The 17,308-nt window shown below is 65.1% G+C and carries 14 protein-coding genes; 10 read left to right on the forward strand and 4 right to left on the reverse strand.

Translation table 11 applies throughout. From position 1 onward, the window contains the following. Nucleotides 1–384: 384 nt before the first annotated feature. From QW881_RS24885 to QW881_RS24895, 3 genes are all read left to right on the forward strand, one after another. Entirely contained in the window at nucleotides 385–1,230 is an 846-nt protein-coding gene (locus QW881_RS24885; protein WP_315757330.1) for an outer membrane protein, read from the forward strand. Between the two features lie 190 nt (nucleotides 1,231–1,420). Continuing rightward, nucleotides 1,421–2,248, forward strand: a complete 828-nt coding sequence (locus tag QW881_RS24890; protein ID WP_315733923.1) for an outer membrane protein — start codon at nucleotides 1,421–1,423, stop codon at nucleotides 2,246–2,248. A 28-nt stretch (nucleotides 2,249–2,276) separates the two neighbouring features. After that, on the forward strand, nucleotides 2,277–2,732 hold the full coding sequence (locus QW881_RS24895; RefSeq protein ID WP_315757329.1) for a GNAT family N-acetyltransferase: 456 nt from the start codon (nucleotides 2,277–2,279) through the stop codon (nucleotides 2,730–2,732). Nucleotides 2,733–2,737: 5 nt separating this feature from the next. Here QW881_RS24895 and QW881_RS24900 read toward each other — a convergent pair whose 3' ends face one another. Continuing rightward, nucleotides 2,738–3,589 carry an amidohydrolase family protein gene (locus QW881_RS24900; RefSeq protein ID WP_315757328.1) on the reverse strand — a complete coding sequence of 284 codons (852 nt, stop codon included), beginning with the start codon at nucleotides 3,587–3,589 and terminating at the stop codon, nucleotides 2,738–2,740. Further along, on the reverse strand, nucleotides 3,586–4,572 hold the full coding sequence (locus QW881_RS24905; RefSeq protein WP_315757327.1) for an aldo/keto reductase: 987 nt from the start codon (nucleotides 4,570–4,572) through the stop codon (nucleotides 3,586–3,588). The genes QW881_RS24900 and QW881_RS24905 overlap by 4 nt, the downstream gene beginning before the upstream one ends. 105 nt (nucleotides 4,573–4,677) lie before the next feature. Between QW881_RS24905 and QW881_RS24910 the strand changes: the two genes are divergently transcribed. From QW881_RS24910 to QW881_RS24935, 6 genes are all read left to right on the forward strand, one after another. Beyond that, nucleotides 4,678–4,968, forward strand: a complete 291-nt coding sequence (locus tag QW881_RS24910; RefSeq protein WP_316159079.1) for a hypothetical protein — start codon at nucleotides 4,678–4,680, stop codon at nucleotides 4,966–4,968. A 144-nt stretch (nucleotides 4,969–5,112) separates the two neighbouring features. Then, on the forward strand, nucleotides 5,113–6,285 hold the full coding sequence (locus tag QW881_RS24915; RefSeq protein WP_316159078.1) for a phosphoserine transaminase: 1,173 nt from the start codon (nucleotides 5,113–5,115) through the stop codon (nucleotides 6,283–6,285). 215 nt (nucleotides 6,286–6,500) lie between these two features. Next, entirely contained in the window at nucleotides 6,501–8,090 is a 1,590-nt protein-coding gene (gene serA, locus QW881_RS24920; RefSeq protein ID WP_316159077.1) for a phosphoglycerate dehydrogenase, read from the forward strand. A gap of 433 nt (nucleotides 8,091–8,523) precedes the next feature. Next, nucleotides 8,524–10,185 (forward strand): mucoidy inhibitor MuiA family protein, encoded by a 1,662-nt coding sequence (locus QW881_RS24925; RefSeq protein WP_316159089.1) that lies wholly within the window; start codon nucleotides 8,524–8,526, stop codon nucleotides 10,183–10,185. A gap of 134 nt (nucleotides 10,186–10,319) precedes the next feature. Continuing rightward, complete coding sequence (gene ftsH / locus QW881_RS24930; RefSeq protein ID WP_316159076.1) at nucleotides 10,320–12,176, forward strand: ATP-dependent zinc metalloprotease FtsH; 1,857 nt, start codon at nucleotides 10,320–10,322, stop codon at nucleotides 12,174–12,176. 117 nt (nucleotides 12,177–12,293) lie between these two features. Then, complete coding sequence (locus QW881_RS24935) at nucleotides 12,294–13,979, forward strand: methyl-accepting chemotaxis protein (protein WP_315771877.1); 1,686 nt, start codon at nucleotides 12,294–12,296, stop codon at nucleotides 13,977–13,979. Nucleotides 13,980–14,051: 72 nt separating this feature from the next. Here QW881_RS24935 and QW881_RS24940 read toward each other — a convergent pair whose 3' ends face one another. Both QW881_RS24940 and QW881_RS24945 read right to left on the reverse strand, forming a co-directional pair. Further along, nucleotides 14,052–15,407 carry an esterase-like activity of phytase family protein gene (locus QW881_RS24940; protein WP_316159075.1) on the reverse strand — a complete coding sequence of 452 codons (1,356 nt, stop codon included), beginning with the start codon at nucleotides 15,405–15,407 and terminating at the stop codon, nucleotides 14,052–14,054. A gap of 122 nt (nucleotides 15,408–15,529) precedes the next feature. Then, nucleotides 15,530–16,480 carry a DMT family transporter gene (locus QW881_RS24945; protein WP_316159074.1) on the reverse strand — a complete coding sequence of 317 codons (951 nt, stop codon included), beginning with the start codon at nucleotides 16,478–16,480 and terminating at the stop codon, nucleotides 15,530–15,532. A gap of 199 nt (nucleotides 16,481–16,679) precedes the next feature. Between QW881_RS24945 and QW881_RS24950 the strand changes: the two genes are divergently transcribed. Further along, complete coding sequence (locus QW881_RS24950) at nucleotides 16,680–17,285, forward strand: TetR/AcrR family transcriptional regulator (RefSeq protein WP_316159073.1); 606 nt, start codon at nucleotides 16,680–16,682, stop codon at nucleotides 17,283–17,285. Nucleotides 17,286–17,308 lie beyond the last annotated feature (23 nt).

A 17,308-nucleotide genomic window follows, 5' to 3' on the forward strand; every position in this document is an offset into this window, starting at 1 on the left:
TCGTGCCCGGGCTTGACCCGGGCATCCACGACGTTCCTTCCGAGCGCAACAAGGACGTGGCTGGCCGGGACAGGCCGGCCACGACGATGTGGGAGCAGACGGCACAAAACGCAGATCGCCATATGCGATCGCTCCGTCTGGAGAGAGCGACGTTGACAATTTTAAGTTGAACTAATTAGTTGATGTTTACCACGAGTGCGAGACGGAGATGACGAATTGTTAGGACGTGTTGCGCGGTCGTTAACGGTTCTTGTGCGCTCAGGAAATATCAACCTTAATAATTAGGGTTAAGCGCCGCTTAAGCATTTGGCGCGATTGTACGGTCGTCAGTTGTGATGTGGGGCCGGATTCTCGATCGCCTCACCGGCCAAAGGGACGAAGCCAATGCGTAGCGTTAAGTCTTTGATCGCCGCTGGAGCGGCCTCTCTGTTTTCAACTCTCGCCTTTGCGGCCGACATGCCCATCGCGCCTCCTCCGGTCTACGCGCCGCCGCCGGCGGCCGATTTCGGCGGCTGGTATCTGCGCGGCGACATCGGCTTCAGCAATCAAAAGGTCAAGGACGTTCATTACTCGCGCGAATCCGCCTACACGCCGATGACGTCGTTCAACCAGACCTCGGCGTTCGACACCGCGGGCATCTACGGCGTCGGCGTCGGCTATCGCTTCAACAGCTGGTTCCGCGCCGACGTCACCGGCCAGTATCGCGGCAATTCGAACTTCAAGGCCACCGACCGCTTCAATGCTACGGCGGGCGGCGTGCCCTATAGCGGCATCGACAATTACAGCGGCAGCAAGTCCGAATGGCTGGTGCTCGCCAACGCCTATGTCGATCTCGGCACCTGGTGGTGCGTGACGCCGTTCATCGGCGCTGGTGTCGGCGGTGCGCGGGTGACGGTCTCGAACTTCACCGACACAGGCATCAACAACCTTCCGTTCACGACCACGAGCTTCGCGACGGCGCCGACCTCCTCGAAATGGAATTTCGCCTGGGCGGCCCATGCGGGTCTCGCCTACAACGTCAATCCGAACCTGGTGTTGGAGCTGGCCTACAGCTACGTCGATCTCGGTCAAGGGCAGACCGGCGTCCTGTCCGACTATATCGGCAACACCACCGGCAACGTCTTCAAGTTCAAGGACATCACCTCGCACGACCTGAAGCTCGGCGTGCGCTGGAATTTCGACCAGCCTCCGCCGCCCCCGATGATGCCGCCCTTGATCCGCAAGGGCTGAGCCGAGCGGTCCTTGTCACTGTAAACAATCAAGCGGCGCGGGCGTCCCGCGCCGTTTGGCGTTTCTGATCCCGCTGTTCGAACGCCTCCGCGCTGAAAGAATTTCCGTGCTGAGCGCTGCGACAACGAATGATTAAGGTTAACGCGCGATGATCGGAACAGAGAGTTCAAGTGCTGATTGGAGCGTTGCGATGCGTAGCCTGGTGGTGGCGGTTTCGGTGTGCGGCATGATCTCCGCGGCGCAGGCCGCGGACTTGTCCGACCTTCCGATCCTGCGGGGCGGCCTGACCGAGGGTCTGAACAATTCGCGGGTCAACTGGGACGGCTATTACGTCGGCGTCCAGGGCGGCTACGGCTCGTCCGATGAAAATTTCAACGGCTCGACCAAGAACATCACGGCGGCGGTGCTTGCCAACACGCTGATCGAGAGCCAGATGCAGGTATCGTCGTGGAACCCCAATCTCGGCAAGCAGTCCTCGCGCGCATCTGGCTTCGGCGCCTTCGTCGGCTACAACAGTCAGTGGGACGACGTCGTGCTCGGCGTCGAGGCGAGCTATCTGCATGGCAAGTATGGCGGCATGGCCTCTTCGAGCCGCACGCTTGTCAGCACGGCCGCACTGTCTGACGGCAACTTTCACGCCGTGACCTCGACGCAGTCCTCGCAGATCTCGATCACCGACATGGCAACGATCCGGGGGCGTGCCGGCTATGCAATGGGCTGTTTCCTGCCTTATGGGTTCTTCGGCCTTGCGCTCGGCAATGCAGATCTCGGCCAGTCCGTGACGGTTCAGGATCGAGTCAGCACCACTTTCCTGGGGACCTACACGCCGCTCGCGCCGCTCAGCGCCAACAACATTCAGCACAATCACCTGATCTATGGCTACAGCGCCGGTCTCGGCGTCGACGTCAATCTCGTCGGCGGCCTGTTTGCGCGGGCCGAATACGAATACATCCGCTTCACCTCGACGGTCGACACCAGCATCAACACGGTGCGCGCGGGCCTCGGCTACAAGTTCTGAGCCGTCTGCAAGCCTGTCCTGAAAGCTCATGTCCATCATGATCCGGCCTGCGCAACGCGACGACGTCGGCGCCATTGTCGCCATGCTCGCCGACGATCATCTCGGCCGGGCGCGCGAGCGTGTCGAGCAGCCGTTGCCGCAGTCCTATTACGACGCGTTCGAGGCGATCGTGCGGGATGCGAATATCACCCTGGTCGTCGCCGTGGAGGCGGGCAGGGTGGTCGGCTGCCTGCAACTCTGCATCCTGCCCGGGCTCAGCTCGCAAGGTGCGTCGCGCGCGCTGATCGAAGACGTTCGGGTCGCAACCGACCGCCGCAGCCGCGGCATCGGCGAGCAGCTACTGCAATGGGCGATCGCCGAGGCCCGCAGCCGGCGCTGCAATCTGGTCGAGCTCATGACGCATCAGAGCCGCACCGACGCACAGCGCTTCTATGAGCGGCTCGGCTTCGCCAAGAGCCATTTCGGCATGGTGATGCGGTTCTGATCTAATCAGAGCGGCAGGCGGTAGGCTGCGACGGCGTTCGGGCCGAAGGCCTTGTCGCGGACCTCGGCACCGAGCCGGGTCAGGCAATGCTCGAGCGCCTGCTTGATTTCGCCATAGCTGCCGGCGAGCAGACACACCGGCCAGTCCGAGCCGAAGATCAGCCTGTCGGCGCCGAAGCAGCGTGCGACGTGCGCGACATAGGGAAACAGCCGCCCGGCATCCCAGTCGGTCCAGACGGCTTCCGTCGCCAGCCCCGACACCTTGCACCAGACATTGCCGCAGGCCCCGAGCTCGGCGATGCGATCGGCCCAGTCCTGATCGAACCCGGTTACGATCGGCGGCTTGGCGGCGTGGTCCAGCACGAAGCGTGCTCTTGGAAACGCGCGCACGGTCGCGATCGCCGCCGGCAGCTCGCGCGTGCGCACCAGCAGATCGTAGGTCAGGTCGTGCGCGAACACGATGTCGAGGCCGCGCCTGACATCGCCGCGATAGATCCACGCCGGATCGGCCTCGTCATGGACCTGGTGGCGGACGCCGACCAGCTTGTCGCCGCCGGGCAGGCCGCGCAGCCTGTCGATCGTCGACCCTACCGATGGATCGCTCAGGTCGACCCAGCCGACGACGCCGGCGACGAACGGCGTCGTGTGCGCGATGCGCAGGAATTCCTCGGTCTCGTCGAGCGACGACCGCGTCTGCACCAGGATGCTGGCCTCGAGACCATTCTCGGCGAGCAGCGGAGCAAGGTCGGCAGGACCGAACGGACGGCGGATCGGCGCCAGCGCGTCGCCGGCCATCCACGGATAGTCGGCGCGGCCGGGATCCCAGAAGTGCTGATGCGCATCGATGACGCGGCTCATGACGCCTCTCCCGGCAGCGGTGCGCGCGCATCGATCAGATTGCTGGCGCGCAGGTCGCGCCAGAACGTGTCGGGGATTCGCGCCTGCGCCAACGCGATGTTGTCGGCCGCCTCCTGCGCACTGCGCGCGCCCTGCAGGCCGACGGTGACGGCGGGATGGGCGAGACAGAACTGGATCGCGGCGGCCTTGAGCTCGGTGCCGTGTTGCTTGCACAGGGCGTCGAGCTGGCGCGCGCGGGCCACCAAGGCGGCATCGGCATCTTCGTAGTTGAACTTCGCCGGTCCGTAAGGATTGGCCAGGATGCCGCTGTTGTAGATGCCGCCGAGAATGATGGCGATGTTCTTCGCGCGGCAGATCGGAAACAGCGCCGTCAGCGCGCCCTGGTCGAGCAGCGTGTAGCGGCCCGCCAGGAGAAAGCAGTCGACCGGAACGGCCTCGGCGAAGCGCGTCAGCATCTCCGACTGGTTCATGCCGGCGCCGATCGCCTTGATGCTGCCGTCGTCGCGCAGCCGCTGCAGGGCACGGAAGGCGCCAGCCACGGCTTCGTCATAGTGATCGTCGGGATCATGCACGAGCAGGATGTCGACGCGATCCAGGCCGAGCCGAACCAGGCTCTCCTCGACCGAACGCATCACGCCGTCGTAGGAATAGTCGAACTGCGGCCGCAGCGGCGGCGTGCCCTTGTAGTGCGGATATTCGCCCAAGGCGGCCGGGTCCGGCCGCAACAGCCGGCCGACCTTGGTCGAGATCACGTAGCTGTCGCGCGGCTGATGGCGCAGAAATGCACCGAGCCTCTGCTCGGCGAGGCCGAAGCCGTAGAGCGGCGCGGTGTCGTAGAAGCGCACCCCGCGCGCCCACGCCGCAGCGATCGTGGCTTCGGCATCGCCATCGCTGACCGGATCGAACAGGCCGCCGAGCGGCGCCGTGCCGAGGCCGAGGCGGGTGATGTCGAGCGGGCTCCTCCCGAGGCGGACGCGTTCCATTGTTCTGTCCTTGTTGTTTGGCGCGTGCAGATCGCGTCATTGTGCATGGATGCGTTCGGCGAGACAATGACGTCGCTTGGTGCAGCACAACGAAGAGGAGGGACGATGTCGGCGATCAATCCACTGACGGCCTTCGGTGTCGTGCTGGCGACTGCAGCGACCGATGCGGTTTACGTCATGTTCACTTCGGCGGTCGTTGCCAAGCGGCGAGTGTCAGCGGCGACCTGGAGCTCGATCTGGTACACGCTCTCGTCCTTCGCCGTGATCAGCTACACCGAGAACTGGATCTACGTCGCGTTTGCGGCGGTCGGCTCCTGGATCGGCGCCTATGCCTCGATGACCTTCCTGCATCGTCCGCCGGCTGGTCAGGCACCGGTCGGTGCCGCACCGGAATGAATTGCATTCGCTTGCATGCCAGCACGACTGCGTGAACGCCGACAAGAGGGCGCGAAGTTCCTTGACGCGGAACGACCCTTCCCGTATTCACGCCGGCGGGACACCTCCCCCCAACGGGAGGCTTACTATCTGGAAGGATAGACGATGACTGCAGCGAAGCCTTCGCAGCGGCCTGCCGTGCCGCATTTCTCCTCCGGCCCCTGCGCCAAGCGCCCCGGATGGACCTCCGAAAATCTCAAGGACGCCCCCCTCGGCCGTTCGCACCGCGCGAAGATCGGCAAGGCCAAGCTCAAGCAGGCCATCGAGCTGACGCGCGATGTCCTCGAAGTGCCGGCCGACTACAAGATCGGTATCGTGCCCGCATCCGACACCGGCGCGGTCGAGATGGCGCTATGGTCGCTGCTCGGTGCGCGGCCCGTCACCACGATCGCCTGGGAATCCTTCGGCGAAGGCTGGGTCAGCGACATCGTCAAGGAGCTCAAGCTCAAGGACGTCACCAAGCTGCACGCCGGTTATGGCGAGATCCCCGATCTGTCGAAAGTCGATCCGGCAAGCGACGTGGTCTTCACCTGGAACGGCACCACGTCGGGCGTGCGTGTCCCGAATGCCGACTGGATCAGCGCGAGCCGTGAAGGCCTGACGATCTGCGACGCCACCTCGGCCGCATTCGCGCAAGCCCTCGACTGGCCGAAGCTCGACGTCGTCACCTTCTCCTGGCAGAAGGCGCTTGGCGGCGAGGCCGCGCATGGCATGCTCATCCTCTCGCCGCGCGCGGTGGAGCGTCTCGAGACCTACAAGCCGGCTTGGCCGCTGCCGAAGATCTTCCGCCTCACCAAGGGCGGCAAGCTCAACGCCGGCATTTTCGAGGGCGAGACCATCAACACGCCCTCGATGCTGTGCGTCGAGGACTATCTGGACGCGCTCAACTGGGGCAAGTCGATCGGCGGCCTCAAGGCGCTGATCGCCCGCGCCGACGCCAACACCAAGGTGCTGGCGGACTGGAAGGCGCGGACGCCGTGGATCGATTTTCTCGCCAAGGATCCCGCCATCCGCTCCAACACCTCAGTGTGCCTCAAGGTCGTCGATCCCGCGATCACATCGCTGTCGGCCGATGCCCAGGCGGAGTTCGCGAAGAAGCTGGTGTCGCTGGTCGAGAAGGAGAATGCAGGCTTCGACTTCGCGCATTATCGCGATGCGCCGGCCGGCCTGCGCATCTGGTGCGGCGCCACGGTGGAAGCGAGCGACGTCGCTCTGCTGACGCACTGGATCGACTGGGCATTCGCTGAAGCCAAGGCCGCGCTGCCGAAGGCGGCCTGAGGCGCATCCGTTCTTCGTAGGGTGGGCAAAGGCGCAACACGCCGTGCCCACCATCCATGTCACCTGACAAGAAAGAACGGCGGGCGCGCTCCCGCCTTCGCTTGAAGAGCTACGGTGGGCAAGTCGCTTTGCCCACCCTACGAGCAGACAGCTTTCACCTCATTCCGGCGCCATGCGCCGCCCCTCCGCTAAGGAGGGCGTGAAGGAACATCGTCATGTCCAAACCCAAAGTTCTCATTTCCGATGCGCTGTCGCCGGCTGCCGTGCAGATCTTCAAGGATCGCGGCATCGAGGTCGACTTCCAGCCCAATCTCGGCAAGGACAAGGACAAGCTCGCCGACATCATCGGCGACTATGACGGCCTTGCGATTCGCTCCGCGACCAAGGCCACGGCCAAGATCATCGAGCGCGCCAAGCGGCTCAAGGTGATCGGCCGCGCCGGCATCGGCGTCGACAATGTCGAGATTCCCGCGGCGACCGCCAAGGGCATCATCGTGATGAACACGCCGTTCGGCAATTCGATCACGACCGCCGAGCACGCGATCACGATGATGTTGTCGCTGGCGCGCGAGATCCCGCAGGCCGACGCCTCGACCCAGGCCGGCAAGTGGGAGAAGAACCGCTTCATGGGCGTCGAGATCACCGGCAAGACCCTGGGCGTGATCGGCTGCGGCAATATCGGCTCGATCGTCTGCGACCGTGCGCAGGGCCTGCGCATGAAGGTGATCGGGTTCGACCCGTTCCTCACCGAGGAGCGCGCGCTTGATCTCGGTGTCGAGAAGGTCGAGCTCGAGGAGCTGCTGAAGCGCGCCGACTTCATCACGCTGCACACGCCGCTGACCGACAAGACCCGCAACATCATCGATGCCGCGGCGATCGCCAAGATGAAGCGGGGCGTGCGCATCATCAATTGCGCGCGCGGCGGCCTGATCGACGAGCAGGCGCTGCTCGAGGCCCTCGACAGCAAGCATGTCGCGGGTGCGGCGCTCGACGTGTTCGCCGAGGAGCCGGCGACCAGCAATCCGCTGTTCGGTCATGCCAATGTGATCTGCACGCCGCATCTCGGCGCTTCGACCACGGAAGCGCAGGAGAACGTCGCGCTGCAGATCGCCGAGCAGATGTCGGACTACCTGCTCACCGGCGCGATCTCGAACGCGATCAATTTTCCGTCGATCACCGCGGAAGAAGCGCCCAAGCTGAAGCCGTTCATCGCGCTCGCCGAGAAGCTCGGCTCGTTCGCGGGCCAGCTCACCGAAAGCAGCATCACCAAGATCCAGATCACCTATGAAGGCCACGTCGCGGAGATGAAGACCCGGGCGCTGACCTCGGCGGTGCTGGCCGGGCTGCTGCGGCCGATGCTGGGCGAGGTCAACGTCGTGTCGGCACCGGTCATCGCCAAGGAGCGCGGCATGGTCGTCGACGAGGTGCTGCGCGCCGGCGAGAGCGACTATGAGAGCCTGATCACGGTCGCGGTCACCACCGAGCATCAGGAGCGCGCGGTGTCGGGCACGGTCTACGCCGACGGCAAGCCGCGTCTCGTCGACATCAAGGGCATCCGTGTCGACGCCGAGTTCGGCAAGTCGATGATCTACGTCACCAACGAGGACAAGCCGGGCTTCATCGGCAAGTTCGCAAGCCTCCTGGGCGACGCCAAGATCAACATCGCGACCTTCCATCTTGGCCGCGTGGCGCCGGGCAGCGACGCGATCGCGCTGGTCGAGGTCGACGGTGCGGTGCCGGCCGAGCTGCTCGGCAAGATCCAGGCATTGCCGCAGGTCAAGCAGGCCAAGGCGCTGGCGTTCTGATGACGCGCTGGAGCGCGCGGTGCTTCTTGGTTGAATCGACTTAGCCGCTGGCTCAGTTCACCTCTCCCGCTTGCGGGGGAGGTCGGCGCGAAGCGCCGGGTGGGGGCTCCCTCCACTCGGGCAGCCTCAATCGAGGAGACACCCCCACCCCAGCCCTCCCCCACAAGCGGGAGAGGGAGCGCACATCCTTCGCGGTTCGCAACCAGACCTCAACTCTTCACGCGCTGGGCCAAATTGACCGACCGGAAAGGGCCAGCACGGCACCGTGGCCGTGCTGCCCTTTTCTGTGCTCGTCTGTGCTCGGCGGAATTTCAACGGCAAGCTTTGCGGTCGCGCGATTTGAACCCGCGGACCTCTCGTGGCGTCTAACGCCCCGCAAGGGACCGGCTCATCCGGTTCTCAGGGGCGCTGGAATACGGAGAGATCGATGGCAATGCGAACGACGTGGCTGGTTACGACAACTCTCGTTCTCGGTGCCTCGCTGGCGGCAGCGCCGGGCCATGCGGCAAACCTCGACACGACGTCCACCGTCGATGCCGTCACCGTGTATCCCGACGGCGCGACCGTGACCCGGGTCATCTCGCTCGACCTTCCCGCCGGCGACACGACGGCGATCGCCAAGGACTTCCCGCTCGGACTCGATGCGTCCTCGCTTCGTGTGGAAGGCGAGGCCGGCGCCAAGCTCGTGATCGGCACCGTCGACGCCAAGCCACCGCGTGCGGCGCCGCCGGTCAACCTGCCCGATATTGACAAGCGCATCGAAGCGCTGAAGGACGAGCGCGCCAATCTCGATGGCACGATCGCCGCGGCCCTGGCGCGCAAGAAGTTTGCCGAGCGTTTTGCCGAGGCGTCACCGGCCGGGCTCGGCGAGAAGGGCGAGGCGCGTCCGATCACAGAATGGCGTGCCGCGTTCGCCGCCGTTGCCGACGAGGTTGGACAGGCCGACGCGGCGATCCGTGATGCCGAGCGCAAGCAGCGCGAGATCGATCGCGAGATCGCGCGCCTGCAGGACAATCTCACGACGAAGCCCCCGAGCAAGCTGGAGGTGCGGATCGAATTGTCGGCTGCAGCAGCGACCAAGGCGACGCTCCGCGTGACCTACGCGGTGCGCAGTGCCCGCTGGGTGCCGCTCTATGATGCCCGCCTCGACACCTCGGCGAAGGACCGCAAGCCGGCTTTGGAGCTCGTGCGCCGCGCCGAAATCCAGCAAACCACGGGTGAGGATTGGTCCGATGTCGCGCTTTCGGTCTCGACGGTGCGCACGGGGCGCGGCGGCAGCGCGCCGGAGCTCAGGACGGTGATCGCGCAGTATCCGCCGCCACCGCCGGCGCCTCGGTCAATTAGCGCCCCCGCGGCAGCGCCTGCGGACAAGCGGGTACAGGAGTTCCTCCGCTTCGGAGCGGGAAGCTCAGGAGTCCCTGAGAAGGCCGAGGAGATGCAAACGGTCCCGGAGATCGGCGCCTTCCAGACTGCCTTCCGCCTCCCTGGACGCGTCAGCGTCAACGCCAATGACGGCGCCAAGAGCCTGCGCATCTCGACCGCGACGATCACGCCGGAGCTCATCATTCGCTCCGCGCCGGTCGCGGATCCCACCGCCTATCTCGAGGCGAGCTTCACGCAAGCCGAGGACGCGCCGCTGCTGCCGGGCAAGGTCTCGATCTACCGCGACGGAATGTTCGTCGGTACGAGCAAATTGGCCGCCGCCGGCAAGGATGAGGCCGTCCGCCTCGGCTTCGGGGCCGACGACAAGGTCAAAGTCGAGCGCAGTGTCGTCAAACGGAACGAAGGTTCGGCCGGTCTGATCGTGACGACGGCGAAGATCGACGAGCGCGCCTTCAAGACGACTGTCCGCAACGCGCACGACTTCCCGGTGAAGGTCGCGATCCAGGATCAGCTGCCGGTCAGCGAGAACGAGGAGATCGTGGTCGAGATGCTGCCCGCGACCACGCCGGCGACGTCGACGAACGTGCGCGATCGCCGCGGCGTCGTCGAATGGGTCATCGACGCCAAACCGGGCGAGGCCAAGGATATCGCCTTCGCCTGGCGGGTGCGCTGGCCGAAGGACAAGTCGATCGTGATGCAGCCGTCGGGTTGAAGCGGGGCGTGAGGCCACGGGCCGGCGCCGTTTGATCCATGACAAGCCGCCCGGTCCCGCTCCTGTTATGCGCGTGGGAACCCGTTCGATCACGTCCTGTCCGGCCGTGATCGAACTCGACCGAGAGCGCCGCCATGGAATCCGACCCGAACACCCGCAAGCAGGCCGTCGCCGTCGGCTACATCTTCCTCGCCGGCGTCGGCATGCTGATGCTGCAATGGCTGCTGACGACCTACAACACGGTCGAAACCATTCCCTATAGCCAGTTCGAGCAGCTGATCGAGCAGGGCAAGATCACCGAAGTGGCGGTTGGCCAGGACACGATACAGGGCAAGTTCAAGGACAAGCAGCCGGACGGCAAGACCTCGTTCATCACCACGCGCGTCGATCCGCCGTTGGCGGCGAAGCTTGCCGCGAAGGGCGTGACGGTGACCGGCGTGCCCTCGGGCGGGCTGATTCAGGCGCTGCTGTCCTGGGTCGTGCCGGCGCTGATGTTCTATCTGATCTGGGTGTTCCTCGGCCGCAAGGTGATGGACCGCCAGGGCTTCGGCGGCCTGATGTCGATCGGCAAGTCGCGCGCCAAGGTCTATGTCGAGACCGACACCAAGGTGACCTTCGCCGATGTCGCTGGCGTCGACGAGGCCAAGTTCGAGCTGCAGGAGGTCGTGCAGTTCCTGAAGGATCCGAAGAGCTATGGCCGGCTCGGCGCACACGTGCCCAAGGGCATCCTGCTGGTCGGCCCGCCCGGCACCGGCAAGACCCTGCTCGCGCGCGCCGTCGCGGGCGAAGCGGGTGTGGCGTTCTTCTCCATCTCCGGATCCGAATTCGTCGAGATGTTCGTCGGCGTCGGCGCCGCGCGGGTGCGCGACCTGTTCGAGCAGGCGCGCAAGGCCGCGCCCTGCATCATCTTCATCGACGAGCTCGATGCCCTCGGGCGCAGCCGAAGCGGCGGCGGCCAGTTTGGCGGCTACGACGAGAAGGAGCAGACGCTCAATCAATTGCTGGCGGAGCTCGACGGCTTCGACCCAAGCTCCGGCGTCATCCTGCTCGCCGCGACCAACCGGCCGGAGATCCTCGATCCCGCACTCATGCGCGCTGGCCGCTTCGATCGGCAGGTGCTGGTCGACCGTCCCGACAGGGGCGGGCGGCTGGCCATTCTCAAGGTGCATGTCCGCAAGATCACGGTCGCCGACAGCGTCGATCTCGACAAGGTCGCGGCCCTGACGACCGGCTTCACCGGCGCCGACCTCGCCAACCTGATCAACGAGGCTGCGATAGCGGCGACGCGCCGCAAGGGCCACGAGGTGACGTTCGACGATTTCACGATGGCGATCGAGCGCATCGTCGCCGGTATCGAGAAGAAGAGCCGCGTGCTCAGTCCCGCCGAGCGCCGCCGCGTCGCCTATCACGAGATGGGGCACGCGCTGGTCGCGGCCAATCTCGTCGGCGTCGATCCGGTGCAGAAGGTCTCGATCATTCCGCGCGGCGTCGGCGCGCTCGGCTACACGATGCAGCGCCCGACCGAGGATCGCTTCCTGCTCGCGGTCAGCGAATTGAAGAACCGCATCGCCGTGCTGATGGGCGGACGGGCTTCCGAGCAGTTGATCTTCGACGGCGACGTCTCGACCGGTGCCGCCGACGATCTGCAGCGTGCGACCGAGATCGCGATCGAGATGGTCACCAAATACGGGATGGATGCGACCGTCGGGCAGCGCACATACGCGCCGCGTCCACAGGTCTCGTTCCTGCAGCCACAGGATCAGATCGTGTCGGCGGCGGAGGAGACCGGCCGCGAGATCGATCTCGCCGTGCGGGATCTGATCGCAGACGGCGGCGTCCGCGCTCGCGCGATCCTCGAAAGCCATCGCCCGGACCTCGAGCGTGGCGTCGCGCTCCTGATCGCCAAGGAGACGCTGACCGCCGAGGAGTTTGCGCCGTTGCGGCCGGCCTCCGCTGCGGTCCCGGTCCGGGATGCCGTTGTCTCGAGCTGATCCGGGTTTCTACGGGGGGCGTTTGCAACCGAAATCTAACCATCGCCTGATCAGTTGACCAGCAGCTCACCTTGACAGATCGAGGTCGTCGATCGGGGACCGGGCGGAGTTCGTTACGTGCTGCTGAATAACCTGAAGATCGCCCCCAAGCTCGCCATCGTCGTCGGCGTGGCGATGCTGGGCCTTGCCGCGGCCGGTACGTTTGCCGGCACTCTGATGCAAAAGGAGATGGTCGACGCCCGCATCGAACAGTGCCGGGCGATCGTCGAGACCGCGCGTAACATGGCCATGGGCCTCATCAAGGAGGTCGAAGCCGGCAAGCTGACGAAGGAGGCCGCGCTCGACGAGTTCGTCAATCGCGCGAGAACGATGACCTTCGACAAGGGCATGGGTTATCTGTTCGCCTACACGATGGATGGCAACGTGGTGTTGTCCCAGGATCCGAAGCAGCGTGGCTCGAATGTGATCGATTTCGAGCTCAACGGCCGCAAGCTCGTTGTCGAGCTGCGCGACGGCGTTGCCAAGGACGGCGAAGTCACCTTGCACTACGAATATCTGCGTCCCGGTCAGGAGCAGCCGACCCGCAAGATCTCCTATGCGGTGATGATTCCCGGCTGGAATACGTTCGTGGGCACCGGCGTCTATGTCGACGATCTCGATGCGAAGATGAAGCCCCTGAAATGGCTGATCTGGATGGCCTGCGCGGGCATCGCGGTCATCGCCGGCGGGATCGCCTGGCTGATCAGCCGCAGCATCAGCGTGCCGCTCGATCGTCTCGGCATCCGCATGCGCGAGATCGCCGATGGCCGGCTCGATGGCGAGATTCCCGGTGTCGGCCGCGGCGACGAGATCGGCGGGATGGCTGCCACCGTCCAGATCTTTAAGGACAACGCGCTGCGGATGCGCGAGCTTGAGCAGGCCGAGGCCGCCACCCAGCAGCGCGCGGCCGCCGAGCGGACCGCGGCCATGCAGAACCTTGCCGCCGACTTCGAGCGCAGCGTCAACGGCATCGTCCGCTCGGTGGCGTCGGCGGCCGAGGGCATGCAGCACACCGCGCAATCGATGACCTCGACCGCGAGCGACGCCAGCTCGCGCGCCTCGACCGTCAGCGCCGCCACCCAGAGCGCCAATGACAATGTCGGCACGGTCGCGGCCGCGGCCGAAGAGCTGTCGAGCTCGGTCAATGAGATTTCGCGCCAGGTCGCCCGTTCCAGCGAGATTGCGAGCAAAGCCGTGGGCGATGCGGAGCGCACCAATGCGACCGTTCAGGTGCTGTCGACCGGCGCCGAGAAGATCGGCGAGGTCGTCAAGCTGATCCACTCGATCGCGGCGCAGACCAACCTGCTGGCGCTGAACGCCACCATCGAAGCCGCGCGCGCCGGCGAGTCCGGCAAGGGCTTTGCCGTCGTCGCCTCGGAGGTGAAGGCGCTCGCCAACCAGACGGCGAAGGCGACCGAGGAGATTTCGGCACAGGTCGCGGCGATGCAGACCTCGACCCAGGATGCGGTCACCGCCATCAGCGGCATCACCCAGACCATCGCGCAGATGAGCGAGATCACCAATTCGATCTCGACCTCGATCGCGCAGCAGGGCGACGCGACGCGCGAGATCGCCCGCAACATCCAGTCCGTCGCTGCAGGCTCCAACGAGATCAGCGCCCATATCGGTGGCGTTACCAAGGCGGCGGAAGCGACCGGCATGGCTGCCTCCGAAGTGCTGTCGAGCGCGCGTGAGCTCGACAGCCAGTCGGGCCTGCTGCAGCAGGCCGTCGATGGCTTCATGGCGAAGGTGCGAACGGCCTGATCAGGCCCGGCGCGCCGTTGATCCGGGGCTCTCGGATCAACGGCGGCCGTCAAGTCGTAGGCGTGCCAGCCGTCACTTGGCCTTGAGGAAGTCGCCGACCTCCAGCAGCACGAACTCGTTGTCGTCGGCCTTGTTGGGATCCCGGCTGGACGAGAACGGCAGGTTGTTGTCGTTGCCGACGATGATGTGGGTGTCGTCGACGCGGTCGACATTCTCGATCGTGAAGAACGGGAAGGCGAGCACGCCGTCGTTGAGCGGCTTGCGCGCCTTTTTGTCCGGATCCTTGATCTTCATCAGGTCGATAGAGGCGATCTTGCGGACCGGCTTGCCGACGTTGGCGTCGGACAGTTCGATCTTGTAGACGCGCTTGAACTTGGCGAGATCGGGAAAGCAGTTGTCGCCGCGCGTGCCCTGCGGGCAGGCCTTGTCGCTGGTGCCCTCGCCATTGTCGCGCTCGATGATCAGACCCTGGGTCGGATCGATCATGTTGAAGTCGCCGATCGCGTTGCCGTTCTGCTCGAACACGTACTGCCAATACCGGCCGGTGAACCGCTCCGCCGCGACGTCGAATTCGAGGATGCGCGAGGCTTCCTTGCCGTCGACCTTCTCCCAATCCTTCTTCTCGGCGTCCCACAGCGGGCCTTCGAGCAGGCCGTAGATGAACTTGCCGTCGACCGAGGACGCGAAGCCTTCGTAGCCCTTCGAGCGCCGCAGGTTGACGTTCGCATAGGTCGCGCCTGGCGCGCCCGGCGATTGCACCGCCCAATGGTCGGGCGAGCGCACCGGCTTGCCGTCGGCGACCGTGTCGAACGCGGCCAGCACCTTGCCGGTCCTGTCCGCCTTGATGACGTAGGGACCGAACTCGTCGCCGATCCAGAGATTGTCGCCGATGATCTGGAAGCCCTCGGTATCGAAATCAGCACCGGTCAAATAGCGCTTGGCGGTGTCCTCATGGACGATGCGGAAGGGCACCTTCCTGTCGGGATCATGCAGGAAGATCGTCTCGAGCCGCTCGACCTTGCCGCTGGTCCAGTCGATCTTGTGGTGGTTCAGATAGAGCATCGAGTCGGGCGAGTTGTAGCGCGAGCCCATGCCGTTGTCGGTGAGGACCCAGAACGTGCCGTCGGCCATCTTCTTGATGCCGGAGTGGCCCTGGAGAGGTTGTCCCTTGAACGGGAGCGACACCCCGGTCGGACGCTCATAGGACTTGCCCATCACGCTGCCGATCGCGTCGATGCGCTTGCCGGTGGTGTATTTGCCGGAGGTCTTGAGATCGTTCGGGGCATCGGCCGGCGCCTCGACGAAGGACTCGGCCGGCATCACGGCATGGCCGGAGAGCGTCGCTGGGAATTCGCCTTCGCCCTGGGCGAACGCTGTGCCGGCGCTCAGAACGAACGCGGCAACGGTGGTCAGCAGATATCGATGCATGGGAGGGCCTCCTGGGAGCTTGATCCACGCATCGTTCTGGACAGGAGGCCTGACGCGGCGCTGACATTTCGATGACAGCCGGATGATGCTCCCCGGTCTTCATGAGGCGTCTTGCCGCACGCTCACACCTTGAGCCGGTCACCCGTGCCGGGAGGCCGGATCGGGACCCGCGACGCAATGATCACGCCGGCGATGACCAGCGCATAGCCCATCAGATGGAACGGCCTGAGCTCCTCTCCAAGCAGCAGGATCGCCAGCACCGAGCCGAACAACGGCACGAGGTGCAGGAATGGCGCGGCGCGGTTCGGTCCGATCAGGCTGATGCCGCGATTGAAGAACAAATAGGCCAGCGTCGAGGCGAAGACGACGACGTAGCCGAGCGTCGCGATCGACAGCAGGTCGGGCGTGAGCACGAACCCGGACGAATATTCCCAGACCGCCAGCGGCAGCAGCAGAACGGCACCGAGGGCCGTGCAGGACGAGATCAGCGACAGCTGGTGCACCGCCGGCCGCCGCGTCATGGCGGCGGAATAGAGTCCGAACACCAGCAAGGCGCCGGCGAACATCAGGTCGCCGCGATTGAACTGGATGCCCGCGAGCGCGCCGAGATCGCCGCGCGTCAGGATCACCAGCACGCCGCTCAGCGACATCGCGATGCCTGCGAACTGGGCCAGGCTCAGCCGAACGCCGAACAGCAACAGCGACCACAGCGCCACGAACAGCGGCGTCGACGATTGAATCAGCAGCCCGTTGAGCGCCTGGGTGTATTGCATGGCCCAATAGGACAGCGCGTTGTTGATCGCGAACCCGGTCAGCGCCAGCAGCAGCAGTAGTGGCCAATGCGCGAGCAGCGTTCGCCAGTCGCGCGCCAGGTGCGCGCGTGCGAACGGCCACAGCATCAGGAAGGTCCCGATCCAGCGGATGCACGAAAGCGTCAGGGGCGGCACGTGTCCGGCGACGTAGCGCGCGAGCACGATGTTGCCGGCCCAGAACAGCGAAGCCAGCGTGAGCAGCACATAGGGCTGGTTGTTGAGCCAGGCGAGCGGCGAGATGGGATGATGTGGGGAGGACAAGGACTCGGCTTTTGATGTTCGCCAGACGTTGTGCCCGTAGCGAGCGCAGGACAAGAGCGTGCGATGGAATGCCGCCATGCCAAAACTCATTGCCCCCTTTACAAAACGAATATTCGTTTTGTATGGTTGAGCAAAGGCGTGGATCGGCGGGGGCCGAAGGGTGCAAGCGTCGATTGCGCATGTCGGGAGAAGATTGCGCATGCCGAAATTGAAGCCGGAAACGATGGCGGCACGTCGTGACGAGATCCTGCTGGCTGCCGCGGCCTGTTTCGCCCGACAGGGATTTCACCAGACCACGATCGCTGACGTGATCGCGGAATCCGGTCTCAGCGCAGGTTGCATCTACGGACATTTTGGCGGGAAGGATGAACTGATTCAGGCGATCGGTGAACAGCGCCACGCCCGTGATGCGGCGCTTCTTACGGCCGCGCGGGACAGCTTGGATCCCCTGGATGGATTGCGCGCCATCGCCAGGGCCGCGCTGGCGGATATACAGCAGGAGGATGGTCTGCGCAGCCGGCGCATTGCGCTGCAGCTTTGGGCCGAAGCCCTGCGCGACGACGCCATCCGACAGCAGGTGACCGCCGGCGTGCGCCGGCCGATCGCTCTGATCGCCAAACTCCTGCAAGGCGGTCAGCGGCTCGGCGTGATCGACCGCGCCATCAACCCGCGCAGCATCGCCCGGACGATGGTCGCAATGTTCCAAGGTTTCGTGCTGCAGCGGTTATGGGGCGAGCCGTTCTCGTCATCCGAAGCGATGGCGGCGTTCGAGGCGCTCCTGTCAGGCCTTACGACAAGACGATGACGTTCAATCACAGCGTCGAACAG

The organism is Bradyrhizobium sp. SZCCHNS3016 (assembly GCF_032484535.1).
In the GTDB taxonomy this organism is placed as follows: domain Bacteria; phylum Pseudomonadota; class Alphaproteobacteria; order Rhizobiales; family Xanthobacteraceae; genus Bradyrhizobium.